This window comes from Bacillus sp. BS98, from assembly GCF_008432245.1.
In the GTDB taxonomy this organism is placed as follows: Bacteria; Bacillota; Bacilli; order Bacillales; family Bacillaceae_G; genus Bacillus_A; species Bacillus_A toyonensis.
On the sequence record NZ_CP043830.1, the window covers coordinates 3,214,318 to 3,231,960 of the forward strand.

The window sequence follows — 17,643 nt, forward strand, 5'->3', positions numbered from 1 at the left end:
TGCTTATTCTTTTTCTATTTTATCTGCAATCCTTGAATAACTCTCCTCTATACCATTGGTAATTTCATCCTTTTATTTTAGATGCCCACCTAATCTAGTAATTTTATTAATACTTCTATATTCTTTCATAGTCATTTTTCTTCTAATTATTTTCTTCACTATACATATTCGGAGGAATACATAGTTTTATGGGGGTCAAAAAATATTTTTATAAAAAATACATATTTATTTCAAAAATAAAAAACCATCAATTTGAAAAAGGATAATCAAATTGATGGTTTTCTTATAATATCTATTAAATTAAGTTGGATTCTCATTATATCTAAAAAAGTACTAGCTATCCTCTGCCGATTTTCTCCATTTTTATCTTTCTTGGTTATCATAATATGTCTTATCTGCGTATTTTCTATCATTTCCTTTTAGATAAGCTAAAATTACTTTTGGATTTTTAAGTAAAGTCCAGTCTCCATATGTATCAAATCTTCTGCATGAAGTTATCATTCCATTTTTAATAGTACCGAATTTCTTATTATTTTTCTTTCCCCATTCTTTTAACCGTTTAGCGAAATCTGCATCTTCTGCCATAAGCATGTTTTCATTAAATCCGTTGATTGCCATAAAGTCTTTTCTATAGCACCAAAAAATCCCTACAGATATAGCTCCGTACTTAAAAAGTAAGGGAATTATTATTAACATTGCGGAGAGAAATATTCCTAAAGATATTCTTTCAAACTTCCCATTTACCCCACCACCAATGTATTTACCTGAAGTTAAATATTTATCTACATTAGACAACATAGACTCTGTCATTATGGTATCAGCGTCTATAGTGACGATTATTTCTCCATTAGCTATTTTAGCCCCTGCATTTCGAATTTTAGATAAGTTTTTATCGTTATTTTTCAATGTAACACAATTATAAGATTTTGCTATTTCCTCTGTTTTATCTGTGCAACGATTTAAAACAACTATAACTTCCGTTTGCTCTTTATATGCCTCTGATGCCTTTGCAATTGAATCTAAACATTTTCTAATGTACTTTTCTTCATTATGTGCAGGAATTATAATAGAAAATTTCACATCTTTTTTCAAATTGACTCCTGAAAATTCGTTTGTCTCAGTCATAATATTCCCCCCTTATTTTATAAGGTAAATATCTGCTATACATAACTTATATTAATATTTATTAGGTTATATTATAGAAACTGCAGATAAAGAGGCTCTTACTGTCGACGTTCAAAAGCAAGACGTACAGCAAGCCCCGTTAAAACACTTGCCATAAGCCAACGCTGTACTCGTAGCCACGTTGGGCGTGTGCCAAACCATTTTGCAATTTTACTTGCTGTACATACAATTACAAGGTTAACTATAAAGCTAACAGTGATTTGCGTAAGCCCCAAAACTGCACCTTGAAAAAGCAACGATCCCTTCTCTGGATCTTCAAATTGAGGTAGAAGTGATACATACAAAATAGCAATCTTTGGATTCAGAAGATTCGTCATGAGTCCCATCAGAAATAATTTCCGTGGTGGCTCATTAGAAATCATACGAGGTTCCATAATAGATGTAGCACCCGGTTTTATCGAATTCCAGGCGAGCCAGAGCAAGTAAGCAGCACCTGCCCACTTTACTGCTTCATATACAGCGGGAACAGCAACGAATAGAACTGTAAGTCCAAACATAGTTGCGATTATATAGATTACAAATCCGAGCATGATGCCCAATAAAGAAATGAATCCCGCCATACGTCCCTGCGTAACGGAACGGGAAATGAGGTAAATCATATTAGGCCCAGGTGAACAAACCATGCTAAGCGAAACAATTGCAAAAGCTACCAAGGTACTCAAGCTGACCATAAACCTTCCCCCTTTATGTTACATAAAATTTCCTATTGTACATTTTATCATGATTGAGGAGAGAAAAGATTCATACTTCTCGCTCCCTTAAGTAAAACTTTAAAATCTCCTTGAATAAATCTATTTTTTAAAATGAAATATCAACGGCATTTTATGTCTAATTCGTATAGGTGTTAGCAAGTTCGTTTGCAAACTTGTTAGCACTTTTTATTTGATCGAATACCAATGGTTATTTACTACACCGTTTAACTCATCCGCTAATGCATCCAATCTTCCCCCTTCCCCTTCACCAAGTTCTTTCAAATAATTTCCATGGTAATTTCTTTAAATCATTTTATTACATCCTATTCTTGTAAATCTAATTATTTGAATGTAAAATTATAAATAAGTTTTAACATTTTGAATCGAGGTGAAAATCATGAGAAGTTTTGGCTCATTAATGATCTCTACTGTTTGTTCAGTACTTCTTATAATTTGGAATGTCTATTCTTTCTATAACGGATTCACAACAGGACGCACATACTACTGGATTAATGGCATCGCAGCTGTTATCTTCCTTTTATTCTTTTTCCTCAACATGCGTGATTTTAAAAAGAAAAACTACAGAGCCTCATGACAATAAGAGTTGATACATATGTGGAAAAGAATTAAGAATTATAGATTGAGCTTAAAAGATTTAAAGTTCATGTTATGGTTGTTCAGTATAACTTGTTTTATATACAGCTACAATTTCATTACAGGATTAGCTTTTGACCACAAATTCCAAGTCTATTATTTAGGTGGTGCTATAGCTACATACGCCGCATTTATAGATACTAAAAATAGGATTAAAAATAAAATTTATAAGACAGCGTAATTTAAAAGGAATCCTTTATGGTTTCCTTTTTTCTATGCAAAATAAAAAAGAAGCGGATTCGCTACTTTTACTTGTTCCAATCTTTAAAATCGGTATATTTACTATAAGCTGTTTTGGTTGCATTTCCTTGCCAACGATTCTTAGCGTTTTCTCTTTTATCTTTCACATTAAGTTCGCTTATATCTTCATTTTCGCTTAGCCATTCTGGATTATCATAGCGTATTTATTGTTGAACATCCCTGTTTTAACGTTTTGAATCGTTCGCCTAAAATTTATTATACAAAATAAAAATAGCTACTCTTGAAAAGTTTCACATTTTATTTTAAATTAAATGCAATTTAATAAAATACACCTCTCATACATCACTGTTTTTTCGTTTATTGAGTCCGTTTGTTTTGTACAAAAAAAGCACCTAAATGGGCGCTTTTCACCGAATCATCTTTTTTTATATCTTTTTCTTCTGCTTCTTTTTACTTCCTTCATTTCTTCTTGCATAACTAGTTTTTCAAGGTATAAACGTACTAGCTTATAATCACTCTCTTTTCGCTGCTTTTCTTTCTCTTCTTTTTCTCTCTGCTCTCTTCTCTTTTCCTGCTCTTCCTGCTCTTCCTGTTCTTTCTCTTTCTGCTCTCTTCTCTTTTCTTCTTGCTCTTTTTTCTGTTCTTTCTCTTCAATACATATGTCAACCAGTTTACTAAAGAAAATAATCTTACTATGCTTCTTTTTACCAGGTCTCAATACGAAAAGAATAAAAGTTATGATTGTAAAAATCCAGAAACCTGTTACGGTAAATCCACTAATCTGCATAGAATTAGTGGATCCATTAATCATCTTTGCATTAACGAAAAATCCAGTCGCAAGTACAGAAAATAAAACCGTAACAGCTGGTAGAATCATTGAATCCATTTTAAGTGGATCATGGTACTCAGATAAACTTTCTATTCTTGCTTTCACATACTTTAAATCATTTTTTTCTAACTCCATTAATTTATCCTTATTAGATAAACTATCAGTATCATTAGAAAACTCCTTGGTATGTACATAACTATCCACGATAAATTCAACAAATTTCTTATCTTTTTTATAAAGCAGATTTTTTTTAAAATCCTCTTGGTCCTGTTGTGTAAATTTAGACACTAGCATTCACCCTCAATTTCGACATTTAAAATTAATCAAAAGTAATACTATCTTTTTATCTAAATTTTAAAGTAATATTCAAAAAATGAATAGCAAAATCTTCACTATTACACTATCCTTGTATCTAAAGTTAATGAGAAGTAACCTTTTTTATAAATTCCTTTATATCACTTATGAATCTAGTATAGAAAACACTAAACTCAATAAGAAACACAAAAGCCACGACACTCACGCACCGTGGCTAAATATTTAAATGTAATTGGTCTTTTAGTCCTTATTGCGGATTCTTACCGCCCATGCCAGTTCTCCAGTAACATTTTGATAAAGCGGCTATGATCATTGATTATGAGCGCATAGATACGTTATCCCCACGTTATGCTCTTTTCAAAGAACGAGTAACTGTAGGAATATCGTATCATCGATTCCAATGTAAAAAGGCACCTGATTTAGTGCCCTAAAGGGCGATACTGGGCCGCCTGGCATTATTTCACTGACATTTAACCAAAGTGATAATACTGCAACTAGCCCAACTACCCTCGTATTACCAGCTATTAGTGTAGGCGTTAATGAAATAGTAAAGTTAGAAGGGGTTTTCCGAACTAATTATACTTCTCTAATTCCTCTCACAGAATTTAGTGTATCTTCAATTCTTATTCTGAAAAGAGATGCCTTTATTATTACGGTTCAGTCAGAATCTCAAGATAATATTCAAAAACCAGCGAATGTTTCAACTAATTGAACACACAATGTTTCAGTAGTCTGGATAGATACCCCTCCCCCGGCACTTATATATACAGTCTAAATCTGAATGCCTCGGGAATTGGTACATCAACTAACACTATTAATGAAAGTAATTTAACTGCTACAGTAATTAACATTTAAAGTTTAATTACAACGTTAATTTATTTTATCTTTTACGACTTTAAGTTGTACCCTTATGCTAGAAGAACTCCTAGCTTTTTTGTTCACCCAACACAATCTTACAGTAATTCCCTTTTATCAGAATATAGTGTGTAGCTGACTATAAATATTATGTTCACAGAAAAAAGGCCAACAATACAAGATCGTTAGCCTCTACTTTCCATATTCGCACCTTTTATCACTTTACTTCCTAACAACCGGAATCCACATTTCACCAAATAATAAGCCATTTCTCTGCCCCATCTCAACCGTTGTATTCGGTCCACCAACATAGGCAAAATCCTTTGCTTCTGGTAAAGCTTGACCGAAGGCGATGCCAGTAAGCTTATTACTTAGCTCTTCAGCCGTCTTACCTTCACCTTTCACTACTACATATTCCCCCTTAGGAAACTGAATCACTCTAGATTCTTCTTCTATTTGTGCTTCTGTCATGACACCCGCATAATACATCATTTTGTTATTCACCGCTTCGCTCACGGAAAAAATGTATTCATTTGTAGCTAAAGCTTTTAAAGTGTCCAGCCTTCCATCTTCTTTAACAGCCGACCAAAAGTCTTCCTTTTCTTTATTTATTCCAGCAAAGTCTGTGTATTCACTCTTAATTTCAGTTCCAATACCTAACACGATAAAGCTATCTTTTTCTTCTATAGTATAATTTTTCATATACAAAACCTGCCTCTTTTTTTATTAATCAAACGATTTATCTTTTCATCTGATACGTTTATAATACCTTTAAACCATGTCAAAAAATGATACTGTTTAGGAGACCAAAATGAAAAAAGTCGAACGGATTAATACAATTATGCGGTATATCAACAACCGCTCCCACTTTACAATTTCTGAAATCATACGAGAATTTAACATCTCACGATCGACAGCTATTAGAGACATTAGAGAAATTGAAGCTATGGGGATGCCACTTGTCGCTGAAGTTGGAAGGACCGGAGGATATTTTGTTATGCATAACTCTATCCTGCCCGTTGTTCGCTTTACTGATAATGAAGTGAAAGCTCTTTTTATTGCCTTTATGGCTACGAGGAATCAACAACTTCCCTATCTAAAAAGTCGTCAGTCATTAGCAGAAAAACTACTAGGACTCATTTCAGAAACCCAGCAAGATGACCTTGTTCTTTTAAATCAACTCTTGCTGTTTGAAGGGACTAACCCTCATAATCCCGATCTACTTGAGCTTTCTGACCTCCCCCATCCTATGTTAGAAAAACTCATTCAACTCCTTCTTTTGGATAACCATTTATTGATTACCATCAAAGAAGAAAAGGAAATCAAATCTTATCCAATTTATCTACTACACCTTTATCAAGAAAAAAGCCATTGGATCATTGAAGGGTTTGACTTAAAAGAAGAAAAGAAGATAATGTTTCCTGTCGATGACCTCACCAATATCGAACCATACACGACGAAAAAAAGGCTAAATAAGAAAAAGATTTTAGAAAAACTAAGTAAGAAGGACGAAATAATCAACTTGGTACTTGAACTTGGACCAAAAGCGATTGCCCAGTTCAAAAAATACCATCCTTTAAAAGGATCAATATCTTATACAAATCCTTACCAGTCTACAGCCATTTTAAAAACTTTTATCAATGTTAACAATCCCGATGAAGTGACGGAAATAACAAATTGGCTACTTTTCCTAGGGAAGGATATTAAAATCAGGGAAATACCCGATGAAGTATTAGCAGATTTACAAAAACGAGTGTGCTTATATATTCCATAAGCAGTGAGCCTCAAATATTAAGCTTTATCACTGGACAATCATCCTATTTTTAAATACCATTTCATTTACTACAATGAGAGCATGAAAAATAATAAAAGCACGGAAAATCTCCCGTGCTTTTCTAAACGTATATATTATTCCTGAAGGTTTCGTTTATCTCGTTTCTTACCCTAACTGACGTTTAAATGCTTTACTAGCAAAGAAGTAAGCAATAACCATGATTCCGACGCACCAAGCGAGGGCAATCCAAATATCGTTTCCAACAGTTCCTTCATATAATAGAGCACGAATCGCATTCACAATTGAAGTCACAGGCTGGTTCTCAGCGAACGCACGAACAATTTTTGGCATCGTTTCGGTAGGGACAAAGGCCGAACTAATAAATGGAAGAAAAACTAGCGGGTACGAGTAAGCAGTCGCCCCTTCCATAGACTTCGCTTTCAATCCTGGAATGATAGCTAGCCATGTTAGCGCCAACGTAAACATCCCTAGTATCCCAGCTACTGCAAGCCAATCTAGAATATTAGCGCTGGAACGAAAGCCCATTAAGAGTGCAACAAGAATAACCACCACGATAGTAAGTACATTAGCAACAAGAGAGGTTAAAACGTGGGCCCACAATATAGATGAGCGCTTAATAGGCATCGTAATGAAACGTGCCATCAGCCCACTCTTTACATCCGTAAATAGTCGCACGGAAGTGTAAGCTACACCGGATGCGATAGCCATTAGCAAAATTCCCGGCAATAAATAATTGACGTAATTTTCCGTTCCTGTTTTTATTGCGCCGCCAAACACGTAGACAAATAATAGCATCATCATAATCGGTGTAATCGCTACCGTAATAATTGTATCCGGACTGCGCATAATGTTACGCATTAAACGACCTAGTAATACACCAGTTTTACTTTTCATTTACATCTCCTCCTTTTTACCGATAATCGCAAGGAAGATTTCTTCCAATGTCGGTTGCTTTTCGATATACTCCACTTTTGCCGGTGGGAACATCTCTTTTAGTTCAGCAAGAGTACCTGTCGTAATAATTTTTCCGCCATGCAAAATAGCGATACGGTCTGCCAGTTGTTCTGCTTCCTCCAAGTACTGAGTCGTAAGCAAAATAGTTGTACCGCTACTGGCAAGTTCCTTAACTGTATCCCACACTTCGATTCGCGCTTCAGGATCAAGTCCAGTCGTTGGTTCGTCAAGAAAAATAATTGCTGGCGCTCCAATCAAATTCATCGCGATATCAAGCCGGCGCTTCATTCCGCCTGAATACTGATCTGCCCTTTGGTTTGCCGCATCAGTCAGGCTAAATCTTGCAAGTAGATTGTCAGCAACTTGAGCGGGATTGGAAACACCACGTAACTTGGCGATCATTATCAAGTTTTCCCTCCCAGTAAGCATACCGTCTAAAGCTGCGAACTGCCCTGTCAAACTGATACTTTGACGAACATGATCTGGTTGACGCTGTACATCAAATCCGCAAATGCTTACTTCACCGCCATCTTGCTTCATTAGCGTCGAAAGGATGTTGACCGTTGTTGTCTTTCCCGCTCCATTTGAGCCTAGCAGCGCGAAAATTTCTCCACGCTGCACCTCAAAATCTACCCCTTTTAAAACTTCCTTGTCTTTAAAGGATTTTTTCAAGCCTTTTATAGAAATCGCTGCATTACTCATACTTTTTTCCTCCCTATAAAGTGAAACTTTAATCAGTGGGGGTTTTGTTCATCCCCCACTGATTATTAGTTGAATCAATCGGGCTTTTACGGGCAATTGATCCCCGACCTAACTTCTTTGCTTACGCTGAATTTTGAGGTGGGGGTCTTACTGCCCGTTAATGCGGGATAAAAATGTTTTGCGAAGATAATTTATTTACCTCTACCTATTTAGTATCACTGATATTCTGTATTACTTAGTACTGAGTTAAAAATATAACTGAATAGCTATGGTGGCAATTCATATGTGTAACCAGCTAATCAGTCGGTATTACTTATTCCATTTATTTTTTTCTCAATTTCGTCATAATACTTTCATTCAAATCTTCACGATACTTGGAGACGTAAGTTTTAGCGTTTGCCACTAGTTCGTCAGCAAAGGATGCCACGTCATCCCCAGTAATGTCAAGCACTTGTCTTCCTTCCGCTGCACCCGCTTCGAACAAATCGATTAATTCATACTGTATGTGTAACATATCCATCCCGTTACCCGCTGAGAAATTCCACATGTAGTTTTGAATTTTCTTAAATACAAATTGGTAGTCCTCTGGCAGAGCCTCAACTCGTGCCATCATCATTTTGTACTCTTTTTTATCACCAATTAACTTTTTAAACATTTCTAACATCTTATTTTCCTCCTTTTTTATAAAACCGAGCAAGAAATTCCCAAAGTATCGGCCGGAACATTTTATCTTATGAACCTATTTTGACTTCAAGACGTTAATTTTTGACGATACAAAATCCCATTTTTTCCAAAACAATTCAAGCTCCTGGCGGCCTTCTTCATTTAATGAATAAAACTTACGAGGCGGTCCCATATCTGATGGTTTCTTTTCAATATTCACAAGCTTTTTCTTCTCTAATCGTACGAGGATGGTATACACCGTACCTTCCACAACTTCGGTAAACCCAAGATCATTCAGGTGGCGGGTAATCTCATAGCCATACGTTTCACGGCGACTAATGATTTCCAGTACACACCCTTCCAGTGAACCTTTCAGCATTTCAGTTAAATTTTCCATGTCCTGATCCTCCTTTACCCCCTATTCTGTCTGACTTATATTCAGTATTACAGAGTACTAAGGCGAATTTTTTACTGAGTGGTTTTTTTGAATTCATACTATTCAGTATCACTTATTACATCTACATTGTATGACTAAGTAGTGATAGATGTCAACTGATTTTCAAATTTTTTCTAAAATCCGCTATTACCTATTGTCTACTGCAAATATTTTGAGAAACAACACTACTCAGTATTGCTTATTACAAGTACATTGTATGACTAAGTAGTGATGAATGTCAACTCGATTTTTATATTTTTTCTAAAATCAACTATTACCTATTCGATACAGCCTATTTTCTTTTTTTATTTTGCCCCATACCTATCCCACTAAGAAAAGAAAATACCCCAAAACAAAAATTCTACATTTTTATTTTGGGGCGCTATACTATACCAAAGTTAATGAATATGGCTAGCTCTTCTTATTAATAAGACAGATCATTTTTTATTACGATAACATCATAGCCATATCTTCTGCTGCATTTGTAATCAGTTTTAAACCGAATGTTTCTTGTAATACATCAAGTACGCCAGGTGAAATAAATTCAGGAGCCTTTGGACCGATGCGAATATCTTGAATTCCAAGACTAAATAGCCCGAGCAAAATGGCAACTGCTTTTTGTTCAAACCATGATAGGACAATACTTACTGGCAATTCGTTCACTTCACATTGAAAAGCATCTGCTAAAGCAGCCGCTATTTTCACTGTAGAAATGGAGTTGTTACATTGTCCTAAGTCAATGTAACGCGGAATTTCCGTGCCAGGTACAACACCGTAATCCACATCATTAAAGCGGAATTTCCCACAAGAAGTTGTTAAAATAACCGTTTCTGGCGGAAGTGACGTTGCTAATTCACGATAATATTCTCCGCCTTTTCCCGGTGCATCACAACCGGCGATAACAAAGAAACGCTTTATTTTCCCTTCTTTTACTGCATCAATAATTTCTGGAGCTAATGATAATACTGTATTATGATGAAACCCTGTAACTAACTGTTCATCCGACTCCATATGTACTTCTGGAAGTTCTAGCGTTTTTTGAATTAATGGTGTAAAATCATCATTTTCAATTTTTTGTATACCCTCTAAGCCTGCAATGTCATATGAAAAGAATCGATCAGAGTACGAGCCTTTAATTGGCATAACACAGTTCGTTGTAGCTAATATGGCACCAGTAAATTTTTCAAAAAGGCGTCTTTGATCATACCATGCCTTACCGATGTTTCCTTTTAAATGTTTATATTTTTTCAGCTGCGGGTATCCGTGTGCTGGTAGCATTTCAGAATGCGTATAAATATTAATGTCTTTTCCTTCTGTTTGCTTTAATAGTTCTTCTAATGCAAATAAATTATGACCCGTAACTACAATTGCTTTACCTTCTACACGATTTTGTGTAATTTGTACAGGCTCTGGCACACCAAAATGATTCGTATGTGCCTCATCCAATAACTCCATCACCCGTAAAGCTGATTTCCCAACTTTCATAGCCATATCAATATGCTCTTGTTCGTTAAAATTAGAATTTGTTAATGTCATATATAAAGCTTCTTGTGTTGTAGCATCTACAAATGCATCCGTATACCCTAGCTGAGCAGCATGAGTACGATAAGCCGCAATTCCTTTTAGCCCAAACACAATCGTGTCTTGTAAACTAGCAATCGTTTCATTCTTTCCACAAACACCCATTACTTTACATCCGCCTGTTGGCGTTTGTTCACATTGATAACAAAACATATCATCCCACCCTCTCCCAATCATTCATTACACCTTAAGCATAATACCCATTGAAAAAAAGTGATGTGATATCAATCACAATAATATATAAAGATTTGTGACAGTTCATATTGTTGACATAATATTTTTATTGACACTAAAAAATATACATTAGTGTGTCCACATCTTTCGATACTTTTAAATAGCTAAATAATTAATTTGGAGAAATATATACAACGAAAAAAATTTTTGAATCCCTTGTACAAATAGTTGCAATTCATCACATATGAAAATAGATATAAAAATACGCTCTTCTTTCTATCATTCAATAGAAAGAAGAGCGTATTTTTAATTTTAAGGAACTGTCATTTTTTATTAAAGTCTTTATTGTAAACCTTTTTATTTACAATACATTTACACTATCTTAACATTATTTACATTATTTATATGATATATTTAAATAGAACCTACTTAAGAAATTTCATGTATATTGTATCTTTGTGATCTCTTATCTGATTGATAAAAAGATCATGTTATATTTTTATAGCAGGGGTGAATTAGGATGACTGAAACTTTAAAAACACTTATAATGCTTGATGCTACTTACGTTGTTATTGCAATTATGACGGTACTAGTATTTGTATACTTGGAATTAAAATCTCAGTAATATATGCTGGCATAATCGACAAATTCAGCATTTAAATATAGTTAGAAGAAAGAGAGGAGAAAATTATTTCTCCTCTCTTTCTTCTAACTATGTCTTATTTTAGTAAATCCAATGTATGTAAAAGTAACCCTTTGTCCCCTACATCACCATGACCAGGTACGACAGAATTCATATTTTTATATCGTTTCAATACATTTCCAATCGATACAGACCATTCATTTACGTACGCATCCGCCACATTTCCTAAATCTTTTGCTTCCGCAGATTTTACTAAACAGCCTCCAGCTAAAATTTGATATTGTGGCAACCAAACAACAATATTATCTTCTGTATGTCCTTTCCCTGGATAGAACGTTTCTACTTTTGTATTGCCAAACTTCAAACTCGTAATTGTTTGTAAATCTCCAAGTGGCTCTTCATATCCACTTTTCTTTGCTAGTTCCGCAGTTAATGCTGTACTATGTGCTTTAATGCCTCTTTCTTTCAACGTTGTTATTCCGCCAATTCGATCAGCGTGCGCATGTGTAATAATGACATCCGTTACCCGCTTCTTAAATTTCTTTTCTACCATCTCGATCAATTCCTTCGTTAATTTGTCATCCCAAGAAGAATCAACAAGTACTAATCCTTTAGAAGTAGTAAGAACTAGACCGTTCGAAGGAACCGCTTCTCCATTAAAATAACCTAACTCCGTATGAACCCATACATTTTTGTTTAACTGAGATATTGAAATAGTTCCCGTCTCATTTTTTATTACTTTTTGCTCTAGCTTTTGTTCTGCTTTCACAGAAGAAATTGTACTAATAAATTGAGTTATTCCTAGTAAACTAACACATACCCCTAATTTTAATAATGTATTCTTTTTCATTTTCTCCATCCTTCCTTTCAAACTAAATAGTTATTACCTATATTAGACAATTCATCTCCAATCTTTGTTCCATCATGTCTTACATATTTTTTTAGAAATAATAAAAAAGCGTACAAAATGTTGTACGCTTTAAAACTTAACCTTTCACTCCATAATTCTCAAACTCTTCCTCATTCCCATAAAATACATTCAAATCAATATACTTTTCTTTTCCATTATAACCGCTTAATTTCCCACGATTCGTGTATTGCCAAAACGTCCATTTTCTCTCATCAGATAAACTTGTTTTTGTAAGAACACTACGAATCCATATATCACATTTGGGATACCCATCCTTTATATACAAATCATATGCCTCTTGAGTTGCATACAATATTACTTTCTTACCGTAATGTTTTTCTAGCATTTCAATCATGACCGACAACTCTTTCGCAACATCTTCACGCTTAGGCGGATTATCTTTTTTGTTAGCGTAAAACTCAACATCAATTACGGGTGGCAGTGCTTGTTTATATTTTGGAACAGTTCGTATAAATTGCTCTGCTTGTGTTTCACCCTTACTATCGAAACTAAAAAAATGATACGCTCCGATGCGCATATCTGTCTTATTCGCATTCGTCCAATTTTTCGAAAAGTACTCATCCACAAACGAGCTTCCTTCAGTCGCCTTTATAAACGCAAACTTCATATTTTGCTTTTCCAACTCTCTCCAATCTATATCCCCTTGATACGATGCGACATCTACACCTTTTATTTCATACTTATCAGCACTTATTTGATTCGGAATGAATATGCCTTGAAAAACTAAGTAAACGACAACACTTATTACACTAATTAAAGTAAAGATTCCTCCTATAAAAAGATTCTTTTTCATTCATATCACCCATCTTTACAAATTAAAATTCTACTTACCATTCACGCTTTTTATTAATTTTCATTTTTTCTTCAAACGCCTTCTCTAAATCAACATTTAATTTATTTGCTAAATCACATACATTCCAAATTACATCAAACATTTCTAAACCGATCTCTCTTTTCGCATCTTGTATTGTATCACGCTTTAATATGACTTCCGCTAATTCACCTAATTCCGCCATCGTATATATGGTGCGCTCTTCAATTGTTGTATCTTGAAATCCTTTTTCTTTACTGAAATTTGATACATACCTCTGAAACTCCACAATATTCATACTTAATCTCCCCTCATTACCAATACTCCATTTTTCTATTATACTTAAAACCAAAATTATATTTTGTTAAATTATAACATTCGGACTATAATTTATTTATAGCCCATTAACGGAGGTGTTTGCAATGACTCTCTTCGCTTCCCCATCATTATTCATAGTGGCAATCCTTTCATTTGCACTAGCTTATTTCATTGGAGTAAAACAATACACTTGGCTCTTATCAGGATTCAACGAACGCCGCGTGCCTGATAAAGTGAAGTTATCAAAAATAGTTGGTCTTTATAATTTAGTTGCTGGTGTCATTGCCACAATCGGTAGTGTCTTCACTACTCCTAATGTCACGATCGTTATTCCTATCATTATAATTGGACACTTTATTATCGCCGCTTATGTAAATACACGCATGGTGCAGTGAAAAAAGATCACCCAAATGGATGATCTTTTTTATAATTTATCAACATATTGCTTCGCTTCTAGTAAGGAAAAACCAAAAGCTTCTCTTACTCTCTTAACTGCTGTAATTTTTTTGCCTTCTTCTACAAGCTGGCGTAGTTCTTTATTAATTTCAGGTTCTCTTTCTATAATTCCCATTTCTTTCGTAATTAATTGTAATCTATCTTCAATTCTCTTTAAACGCGCATCATTTTTCTTTTCAATTGTAGTTAATTTTTCAGCGATATAAATGAAACCAAAGGCTACTATCGGTATAACCATCCAGAATTCCATGAATGTTCCCCCTTACTAACTTTCATTTGTTTTATTTCACTAAATTATGTAAATTTTACCATACCAAACATTTAATGTATAATACTACTATATCAAACTGTTAATAAAACCTATTATTTTAGGGGGACACTTTATGAAAAGATTTTTAAATACGTTACTTCAATTTGTAGTTCTTTCAATCGTGCTACATTTATTATTTGATATAGTTGGTTGGCTTGTTTTCAATGCACCAATTAAAAACAAACAAATCATTATTTTTTTAATAACAATCTCATGGGTTATGTACATGTACCGAGACAAATTTTTTCAAAAGTTCACTTCAAACTAACTAAAAAAGAAAACACTTCATTGGTGAATGACGAAGTGTTTTCTTTTTTTTACTACTGTATAATAAAAATAATATTCTGTCTTTAAAGAAAGGAGTCACCATGAACTTAAAAAGTAGCAATATATACGAAAAAATGAATCAATATTCCGTTGCAGGTTTAAGCCTCGCTGTTATACGTAATGGCAAACTAGATGAAGCGACTGCCTTTGGAACACTTGAAGCTGGAACAACTAGAGCTGTTACTACAAATTCTCTCTTTAATTCTTGCTCTATCAGCAAATTCATCACTACAATGCTCGTACTAACATTATCAGAGCAAGGTATCGTATATTTAGATGAAGACGTAAATGATAAACTCACATCTTGGAACATTCCTACCAATCTATTTACTTCACAAAAAAGCATCACTTCGAGAAACTTATTAAGCCATCAATCTGGACTCATTGATCCACCTAATAGTTTTGAACATTATACACCTGCAAAAGGATTACCTAATATGTCTGAGCTCCTTTCCGGTAAAACACTATATTGCCCCGTACCTATAGAAGTAGCTTATAAACCAGAAAGTGAATTTCATTACTCGGACGCAAACTTTTGTATAATCGAGCTACTACTAGAAGATATTACAGGAAAATCATTTAATCAGTTATTAGAAGAACATATCTTCCAGCCACTACAAATGAAAAATAGTACACTCTTCTCTCCAAAAGACATAGATAAAACTGATGTTTTTGCTTGCGGCCATAATAAAGATGGAACTGTAGCAAATGAGAGATTTCCATTTTATCCATTCGCAGCTGCTTCAGGCATTTGGACAACACCAACTGACTTATCAGCTTTAGTTATTGAAATCATTCATTCCTTACAAGGAAAGGGCAAACTAAAACTTTCTCAAAAATTAGTAATAGACATGATTTCTCCTCAAGGTTGCTCAAAATGGACTGGATTAGGTGTTTTTCTAGATGATTCTAATGGAAAATTACAGGTTTATTCACTCGGATGGGGCGTTGGATTTCAATGTATGATGGTTTGTTATCCATACTGCGGGAATGGTGCTGTTATTATGACTAATTCCGATTTAGGTGTTCATCAAATGGAAGGGATCATTGGTGAGGTTGTGAAAACGTTATCCTTATAATGAAAATAAAGAAGCTGTTCCTTCCAGCTTCTTTATCTATATAACATTTTTCGCAACAATTTTTATATGTTCTGGTGCGATAATCTCCGTTATACTTTCTTGGAAATCTTCCCGCAACATTTCTTCCAAATGTTCTAACTGCACTTCAACATGTGTGCATTCTAAATTATGTATATTTAACAGTGCATAATGATCTTTTTTCTTAATTACTAAATATTGATTTTCCTCTGTCACAAGTACAGAACCTAATCGGACTCCTAGTAAGCGTTGATCATCAAACTTCATAATTACTTCTCCTTCCCTCATATAAACAAAACTACAATGAAAATAATTACATTTATGGAAAAACACGCTTATTTAGACTATATCATAATTTACTAAAATAGAAATATCTTTTTCTGTTTTAATAAAAATCCCTATTTTTTCATATATTTCGATACAAAAAACTTTCTCAACATTAAATTTGAATTTTCAGTTTTTAATTCTATGAAAATCTATTATAATAAAGTTAATAAATGTTTGACCTCTCCTAATTCATGTACATATGGATGATCAGTAGTTGCTGCTACTGATCTATTTTTTTGATTTCAGAAAGTACATACGCTGCATCCTTTCCTACACCACAAATAAGTGCGGACCCCCTTTGAGATTGCCATGGTAAACCGATATAATACAATCCTTTTACTGGACTGATTCCCTTTATATGATTAGGAAATCCTTTCTCATTCACTGCCTGTTCAATTTCAATCCAATTATAATTTTGTACAAAACCAGTTGACCATATAACGCTTTCTGCACTATAAGTATCACCATTCTGAAACATAATGTTATTTCCTGATGCACTTACTACTTTTTCTTGCAGTTTGATTGCTCCATTACGAATAAGTTTCTTACCTTCAAAACCGAAAATAGGGTCCTTTCTCTTCTGAAACCATCTTCCCCTCTTTGTATTTATTTCAGCGTACAATAAACCCACTTTTTCTAGCAGATTAAAAATACTTTTTCCAAAAAGTTGTAACGGTAAAAACGTTATAGGATGACTAATAGATACCGTAACTTCATGCGTTTTTGCAAGTTCTACTGCTATTTGCATTCCTGAATTTCCGCCACCTACTACAAGTGCCTTCCCCTGTGGAATTTGCGATGATGATCTATATTGTGATGAATGTATTTGAAAAATATGTGATGATAGATTTGCTGAAACTGAGGGAATAAATGGTTGCTGAAAACCACCTGATGCAATAATAACTTTTTTCGTTTGTAAAATTTCTGTAGGAGTATGTAATTCAAATATTTCTTTTTCTTTCTTTATTTTTAGAACTTCCGTTTGTAATTGTACCGGTAATTGAAAATGTCTTGCATATTCTTCTAAATAAGTTGCAATTTCATCTTTACATGGAAATTCATTTTTTTCACCTATTAACGTCATGCCCGGCAAGCTGCTGTAAGACCTTGAGGTAAAAAGCTGCAAAGAATCATATCGATTTCTCCATGAATCACCAACTCGTTTTCCTGCCTCAAGTAATAAAAAATTATACCCTTCTTGCTTCAAGTAATATCCCATTGTTAATCCAGCTTGACCCGCCCCAATAATAATTAGATCTTTCATTCTAATCCCTCCTCTTCTTAAACATATGAATACTTGTTCATATATTCATACGTTTCCATAATCATAACATTTTCTTTTTATATGATTCAATATCTACTCAAAATAAAAAAGAGCAGTTCACTG

General features: G+C 34.1%; 21 protein-coding genes. 6 read left to right on the forward strand and 15 right to left on the reverse strand.

Translation table 11 applies throughout. The features are described from left to right. Positions 1 to 363: 363 nt before the first annotated feature. A complete protein-coding gene (locus F0362_RS16650; protein ID WP_000140994.1) occupies positions 364 to 1,125 on the reverse strand; it encodes a glycosyltransferase family 2 protein in 762 nt (253 codons plus the stop codon). Positions 1,126 to 1,223: 98 nt separating this feature from the next. Next, positions 1,224 to 1,856, reverse strand: coding sequence for a LysE family translocator (locus F0362_RS16655; protein ID WP_000254117.1), 633 nt, complete (start codon positions 1,854 to 1,856; stop codon positions 1,224 to 1,226). Between the two features lie 418 nt (positions 1,857 to 2,274). On the opposite strand from F0362_RS16655, the gene F0362_RS30990 reads away from it, so the two are divergent. Then, positions 2,275 to 2,472 carry a hypothetical protein gene (locus tag F0362_RS30990; RefSeq protein WP_002104975.1) on the forward strand — a complete coding sequence of 66 codons (198 nt, stop codon included), beginning with the start codon at positions 2,275 to 2,277 and terminating at the stop codon, positions 2,470 to 2,472. Between the two features lie 18 nt (positions 2,473 to 2,490). Continuing rightward, entirely contained in the window at positions 2,491 to 2,712 is a 222-nt protein-coding gene (locus tag F0362_RS16665) for a hypothetical protein (protein ID WP_000265911.1), read from the forward strand. Positions 2,713 to 3,147: 435 nt separating this feature from the next. On the opposite strand, the gene F0362_RS16670 is transcribed toward F0362_RS16665, so the two are convergent. Further along, complete coding sequence (locus F0362_RS16670; RefSeq protein WP_000033277.1) at positions 3,148 to 3,849, reverse strand: hypothetical protein; 702 nt, start codon at positions 3,847 to 3,849, stop codon at positions 3,148 to 3,150. 1,104 nt (positions 3,850 to 4,953) lie between these two features. Beyond that, positions 4,954 to 5,433 (reverse strand): GyrI-like domain-containing protein, encoded by a 480-nt coding sequence (locus tag F0362_RS16680; protein ID WP_000801034.1) that lies wholly within the window; start codon positions 5,431 to 5,433, stop codon positions 4,954 to 4,956. A gap of 109 nt (positions 5,434 to 5,542) precedes the next feature. On the opposite strand from F0362_RS16680, the gene F0362_RS16685 reads away from it, so the two are divergent. Next, positions 5,543 to 6,505 carry a helix-turn-helix transcriptional regulator gene (locus F0362_RS16685; RefSeq protein WP_000755055.1) on the forward strand — a complete coding sequence of 321 codons (963 nt, stop codon included), beginning with the start codon at positions 5,543 to 5,545 and terminating at the stop codon, positions 6,503 to 6,505. A 165-nt stretch (positions 6,506 to 6,670) separates the two neighbouring features. Here F0362_RS16685 and F0362_RS16690 read toward each other — a convergent pair whose 3' ends face one another. The 8 genes from F0362_RS16690 to F0362_RS16725 all read right to left on the reverse strand — a co-directional run bounded on the left by F0362_RS16690 (position 6,671) and on the right by F0362_RS16725 (position 13,719). Next, complete coding sequence (locus F0362_RS16690; protein ID WP_000837814.1) at positions 6,671 to 7,420, reverse strand: ABC transporter permease; 750 nt, start codon at positions 7,418 to 7,420, stop codon at positions 6,671 to 6,673. Continuing rightward, the gene (locus F0362_RS16695) at positions 7,421 to 8,182 is read right to left on the reverse strand and encodes an ABC transporter ATP-binding protein (RefSeq protein WP_149889898.1); all 762 of its coding nucleotides are present in this window, start codon (positions 8,180 to 8,182) and stop codon (positions 7,421 to 7,423) included. Between the two features lie 322 nt (positions 8,183 to 8,504). Further along, positions 8,505 to 8,846: a DUF1048 domain-containing protein gene (locus F0362_RS16700; protein WP_000891987.1), complete on the reverse strand. Its 342-nt coding sequence runs from the start codon at positions 8,844 to 8,846 to the stop codon at positions 8,505 to 8,507. 75 nt (positions 8,847 to 8,921) lie between these two features. Beyond that, positions 8,922 to 9,242: a PadR family transcriptional regulator gene (locus F0362_RS16705; RefSeq protein ID WP_000429488.1), complete on the reverse strand. Its 321-nt coding sequence runs from the start codon at positions 9,240 to 9,242 to the stop codon at positions 8,922 to 8,924. Between the two features lie 486 nt (positions 9,243 to 9,728). Continuing rightward, on the reverse strand, positions 9,729 to 11,015 hold the full coding sequence (gene hcp, locus F0362_RS16710) for a hydroxylamine reductase (RefSeq protein ID WP_002093521.1): 1,287 nt from the start codon (positions 11,013 to 11,015) through the stop codon (positions 9,729 to 9,731). Positions 11,016 to 11,755: 740 nt separating this feature from the next. Further along, on the reverse strand, positions 11,756 to 12,529 hold the full coding sequence (gene bla2, locus F0362_RS16715; protein WP_000742460.1) for a BcII family subclass B1 metallo-beta-lactamase: 774 nt from the start codon (positions 12,527 to 12,529) through the stop codon (positions 11,756 to 11,758). 136 nt (positions 12,530 to 12,665) lie between these two features. Further along, positions 12,666 to 13,403: a glycoside hydrolase family 25 protein gene (locus F0362_RS16720; protein ID WP_000739854.1), complete on the reverse strand. Its 738-nt coding sequence runs from the start codon at positions 13,401 to 13,403 to the stop codon at positions 12,666 to 12,668. 34 nt (positions 13,404 to 13,437) lie between these two features. Next, positions 13,438 to 13,719 carry a MazG nucleotide pyrophosphohydrolase domain-containing protein gene (locus F0362_RS16725; RefSeq protein ID WP_001028133.1) on the reverse strand — a complete coding sequence of 94 codons (282 nt, stop codon included), beginning with the start codon at positions 13,717 to 13,719 and terminating at the stop codon, positions 13,438 to 13,440. A gap of 124 nt (positions 13,720 to 13,843) precedes the next feature. Between F0362_RS16725 and F0362_RS16730 the strand changes: the two genes are divergently transcribed. Continuing rightward, positions 13,844 to 14,134 carry a DUF3784 domain-containing protein gene (locus F0362_RS16730; protein ID WP_000171769.1) on the forward strand — a complete coding sequence of 97 codons (291 nt, stop codon included), beginning with the start codon at positions 13,844 to 13,846 and terminating at the stop codon, positions 14,132 to 14,134. 29 nt (positions 14,135 to 14,163) lie between these two features. Here the strand turns inward: F0362_RS16730 and F0362_RS16735 are convergent, their stop codons facing one another. Continuing rightward, entirely contained in the window at positions 14,164 to 14,445 is a 282-nt protein-coding gene (locus tag F0362_RS16735) for a hypothetical protein (RefSeq protein ID WP_000397728.1), read from the reverse strand. A gap of 133 nt (positions 14,446 to 14,578) precedes the next feature. On the opposite strand from F0362_RS16735, the gene F0362_RS16740 reads away from it, so the two are divergent. Together F0362_RS16740 and F0362_RS16745 are read left to right on the forward strand one after the other, a co-directional pair. Further along, on the forward strand, positions 14,579 to 14,773 hold the full coding sequence (locus F0362_RS16740; protein ID WP_000819659.1) for a hypothetical protein: 195 nt from the start codon (positions 14,579 to 14,581) through the stop codon (positions 14,771 to 14,773). Positions 14,774 to 14,873: 100 nt separating this feature from the next. Then, positions 14,874 to 15,911, forward strand: coding sequence for a serine hydrolase domain-containing protein (locus F0362_RS16745; RefSeq protein WP_001050191.1), 1,038 nt, complete (start codon positions 14,874 to 14,876; stop codon positions 15,909 to 15,911). Between the two features lie 36 nt (positions 15,912 to 15,947). Here the strand turns inward: F0362_RS16745 and F0362_RS16750 are convergent, their stop codons facing one another. After that, complete coding sequence (locus F0362_RS16750) at positions 15,948 to 16,196, reverse strand: hypothetical protein (protein ID WP_000666948.1); 249 nt, start codon at positions 16,194 to 16,196, stop codon at positions 15,948 to 15,950. Positions 16,197 to 16,476: 280 nt separating this feature from the next. Then, the gene (locus F0362_RS16755; RefSeq protein WP_000653874.1) at positions 16,477 to 17,520 is read right to left on the reverse strand and encodes a flavin-containing monooxygenase; all 1,044 of its coding nucleotides are present in this window, start codon (positions 17,518 to 17,520) and stop codon (positions 16,477 to 16,479) included. Between the last annotated feature and the right edge of the window lie 123 nt (positions 17,521 to 17,643).

Bases quoted from the DNA above. Each gene is read 5' to 3' on its own strand.
- F0362_RS16650 (WP_000140994.1), bottom strand. From the start codon at position 1,125: ATGACTGAGACAAACGAATTTTCAGGAGTCAATTTGAAAAAAGATGTG.
- F0362_RS16655 (WP_000254117.1), bottom strand. From the start codon at position 1,856: ATGGTCAGCTTGAGTACCTTGGTAGCTTTTGCAATTGTTTCGCTTAGC.
- F0362_RS30990 (WP_002104975.1), top strand. From the start codon at position 2,275: ATGAGAAGTTTTGGCTCATTAATGATCTCTACTGTTTGTTCAGTACTT.
- F0362_RS16665 (WP_000265911.1), top strand. From the start codon at position 2,491: ATGTGGAAAAGAATTAAGAATTATAGATTGAGCTTAAAAGATTTAAAG.
- F0362_RS16680 (WP_000801034.1), bottom strand. From the start codon at position 5,433: ATGAAAAATTATACTATAGAAGAAAAAGATAGCTTTATCGTGTTAGGT.
- F0362_RS16685 (WP_000755055.1), top strand. From the start codon at position 5,543: ATGAAAAAAGTCGAACGGATTAATACAATTATGCGGTATATCAACAAC.
- F0362_RS16690 (WP_000837814.1), bottom strand. From the start codon at position 7,420: ATGAAAAGTAAAACTGGTGTATTACTAGGTCGTTTAATGCGTAACATT.
- F0362_RS16695 (WP_149889898.1), bottom strand. From the start codon at position 8,182: ATGAGTAATGCAGCGATTTCTATAAAAGGCTTGAAAAAATCCTTTAAA.
- F0362_RS16700 (WP_000891987.1), bottom strand. From the start codon at position 8,846: ATGTTAGAAATGTTTAAAAAGTTAATTGGTGATAAAAAAGAGTACAAA.
- F0362_RS16705 (WP_000429488.1), bottom strand. From the start codon at position 9,242: ATGGAAAATTTAACTGAAATGCTGAAAGGTTCACTGGAAGGGTGTGTA.
- hcp (WP_002093521.1), bottom strand. From the start codon at position 11,015: ATGTTTTGTTATCAATGTGAACAAACGCCAACAGGCGGATGTAAAGTA.
- bla2 (WP_000742460.1), bottom strand. From the start codon at position 12,529: ATGAAAAAGAATACATTATTAAAATTAGGGGTATGTGTTAGTTTACTA.
- F0362_RS16720 (WP_000739854.1), bottom strand. From the start codon at position 13,403: ATGAAAAAGAATCTTTTTATAGGAGGAATCTTTACTTTAATTAGTGTA.
- F0362_RS16725 (WP_001028133.1), bottom strand. From the start codon at position 13,719: ATGAATATTGTGGAGTTTCAGAGGTATGTATCAAATTTCAGTAAAGAA.
- F0362_RS16730 (WP_000171769.1), top strand. From the start codon at position 13,844: ATGACTCTCTTCGCTTCCCCATCATTATTCATAGTGGCAATCCTTTCA.
- F0362_RS16735 (WP_000397728.1), bottom strand. From the start codon at position 14,445: ATGGAATTCTGGATGGTTATACCGATAGTAGCCTTTGGTTTCATTTAT.
- F0362_RS16740 (WP_000819659.1), top strand. From the start codon at position 14,579: ATGAAAAGATTTTTAAATACGTTACTTCAATTTGTAGTTCTTTCAATC.
- F0362_RS16745 (WP_001050191.1), top strand. From the start codon at position 14,874: ATGAACTTAAAAAGTAGCAATATATACGAAAAAATGAATCAATATTCC.
- F0362_RS16750 (WP_000666948.1), bottom strand. From the start codon at position 16,196: ATGAAGTTTGATGATCAACGCTTACTAGGAGTCCGATTAGGTTCTGTA.
- F0362_RS16755 (WP_000653874.1), bottom strand. From the start codon at position 17,520: ATGAAAGATCTAATTATTATTGGGGCGGGTCAAGCTGGATTAACAATG.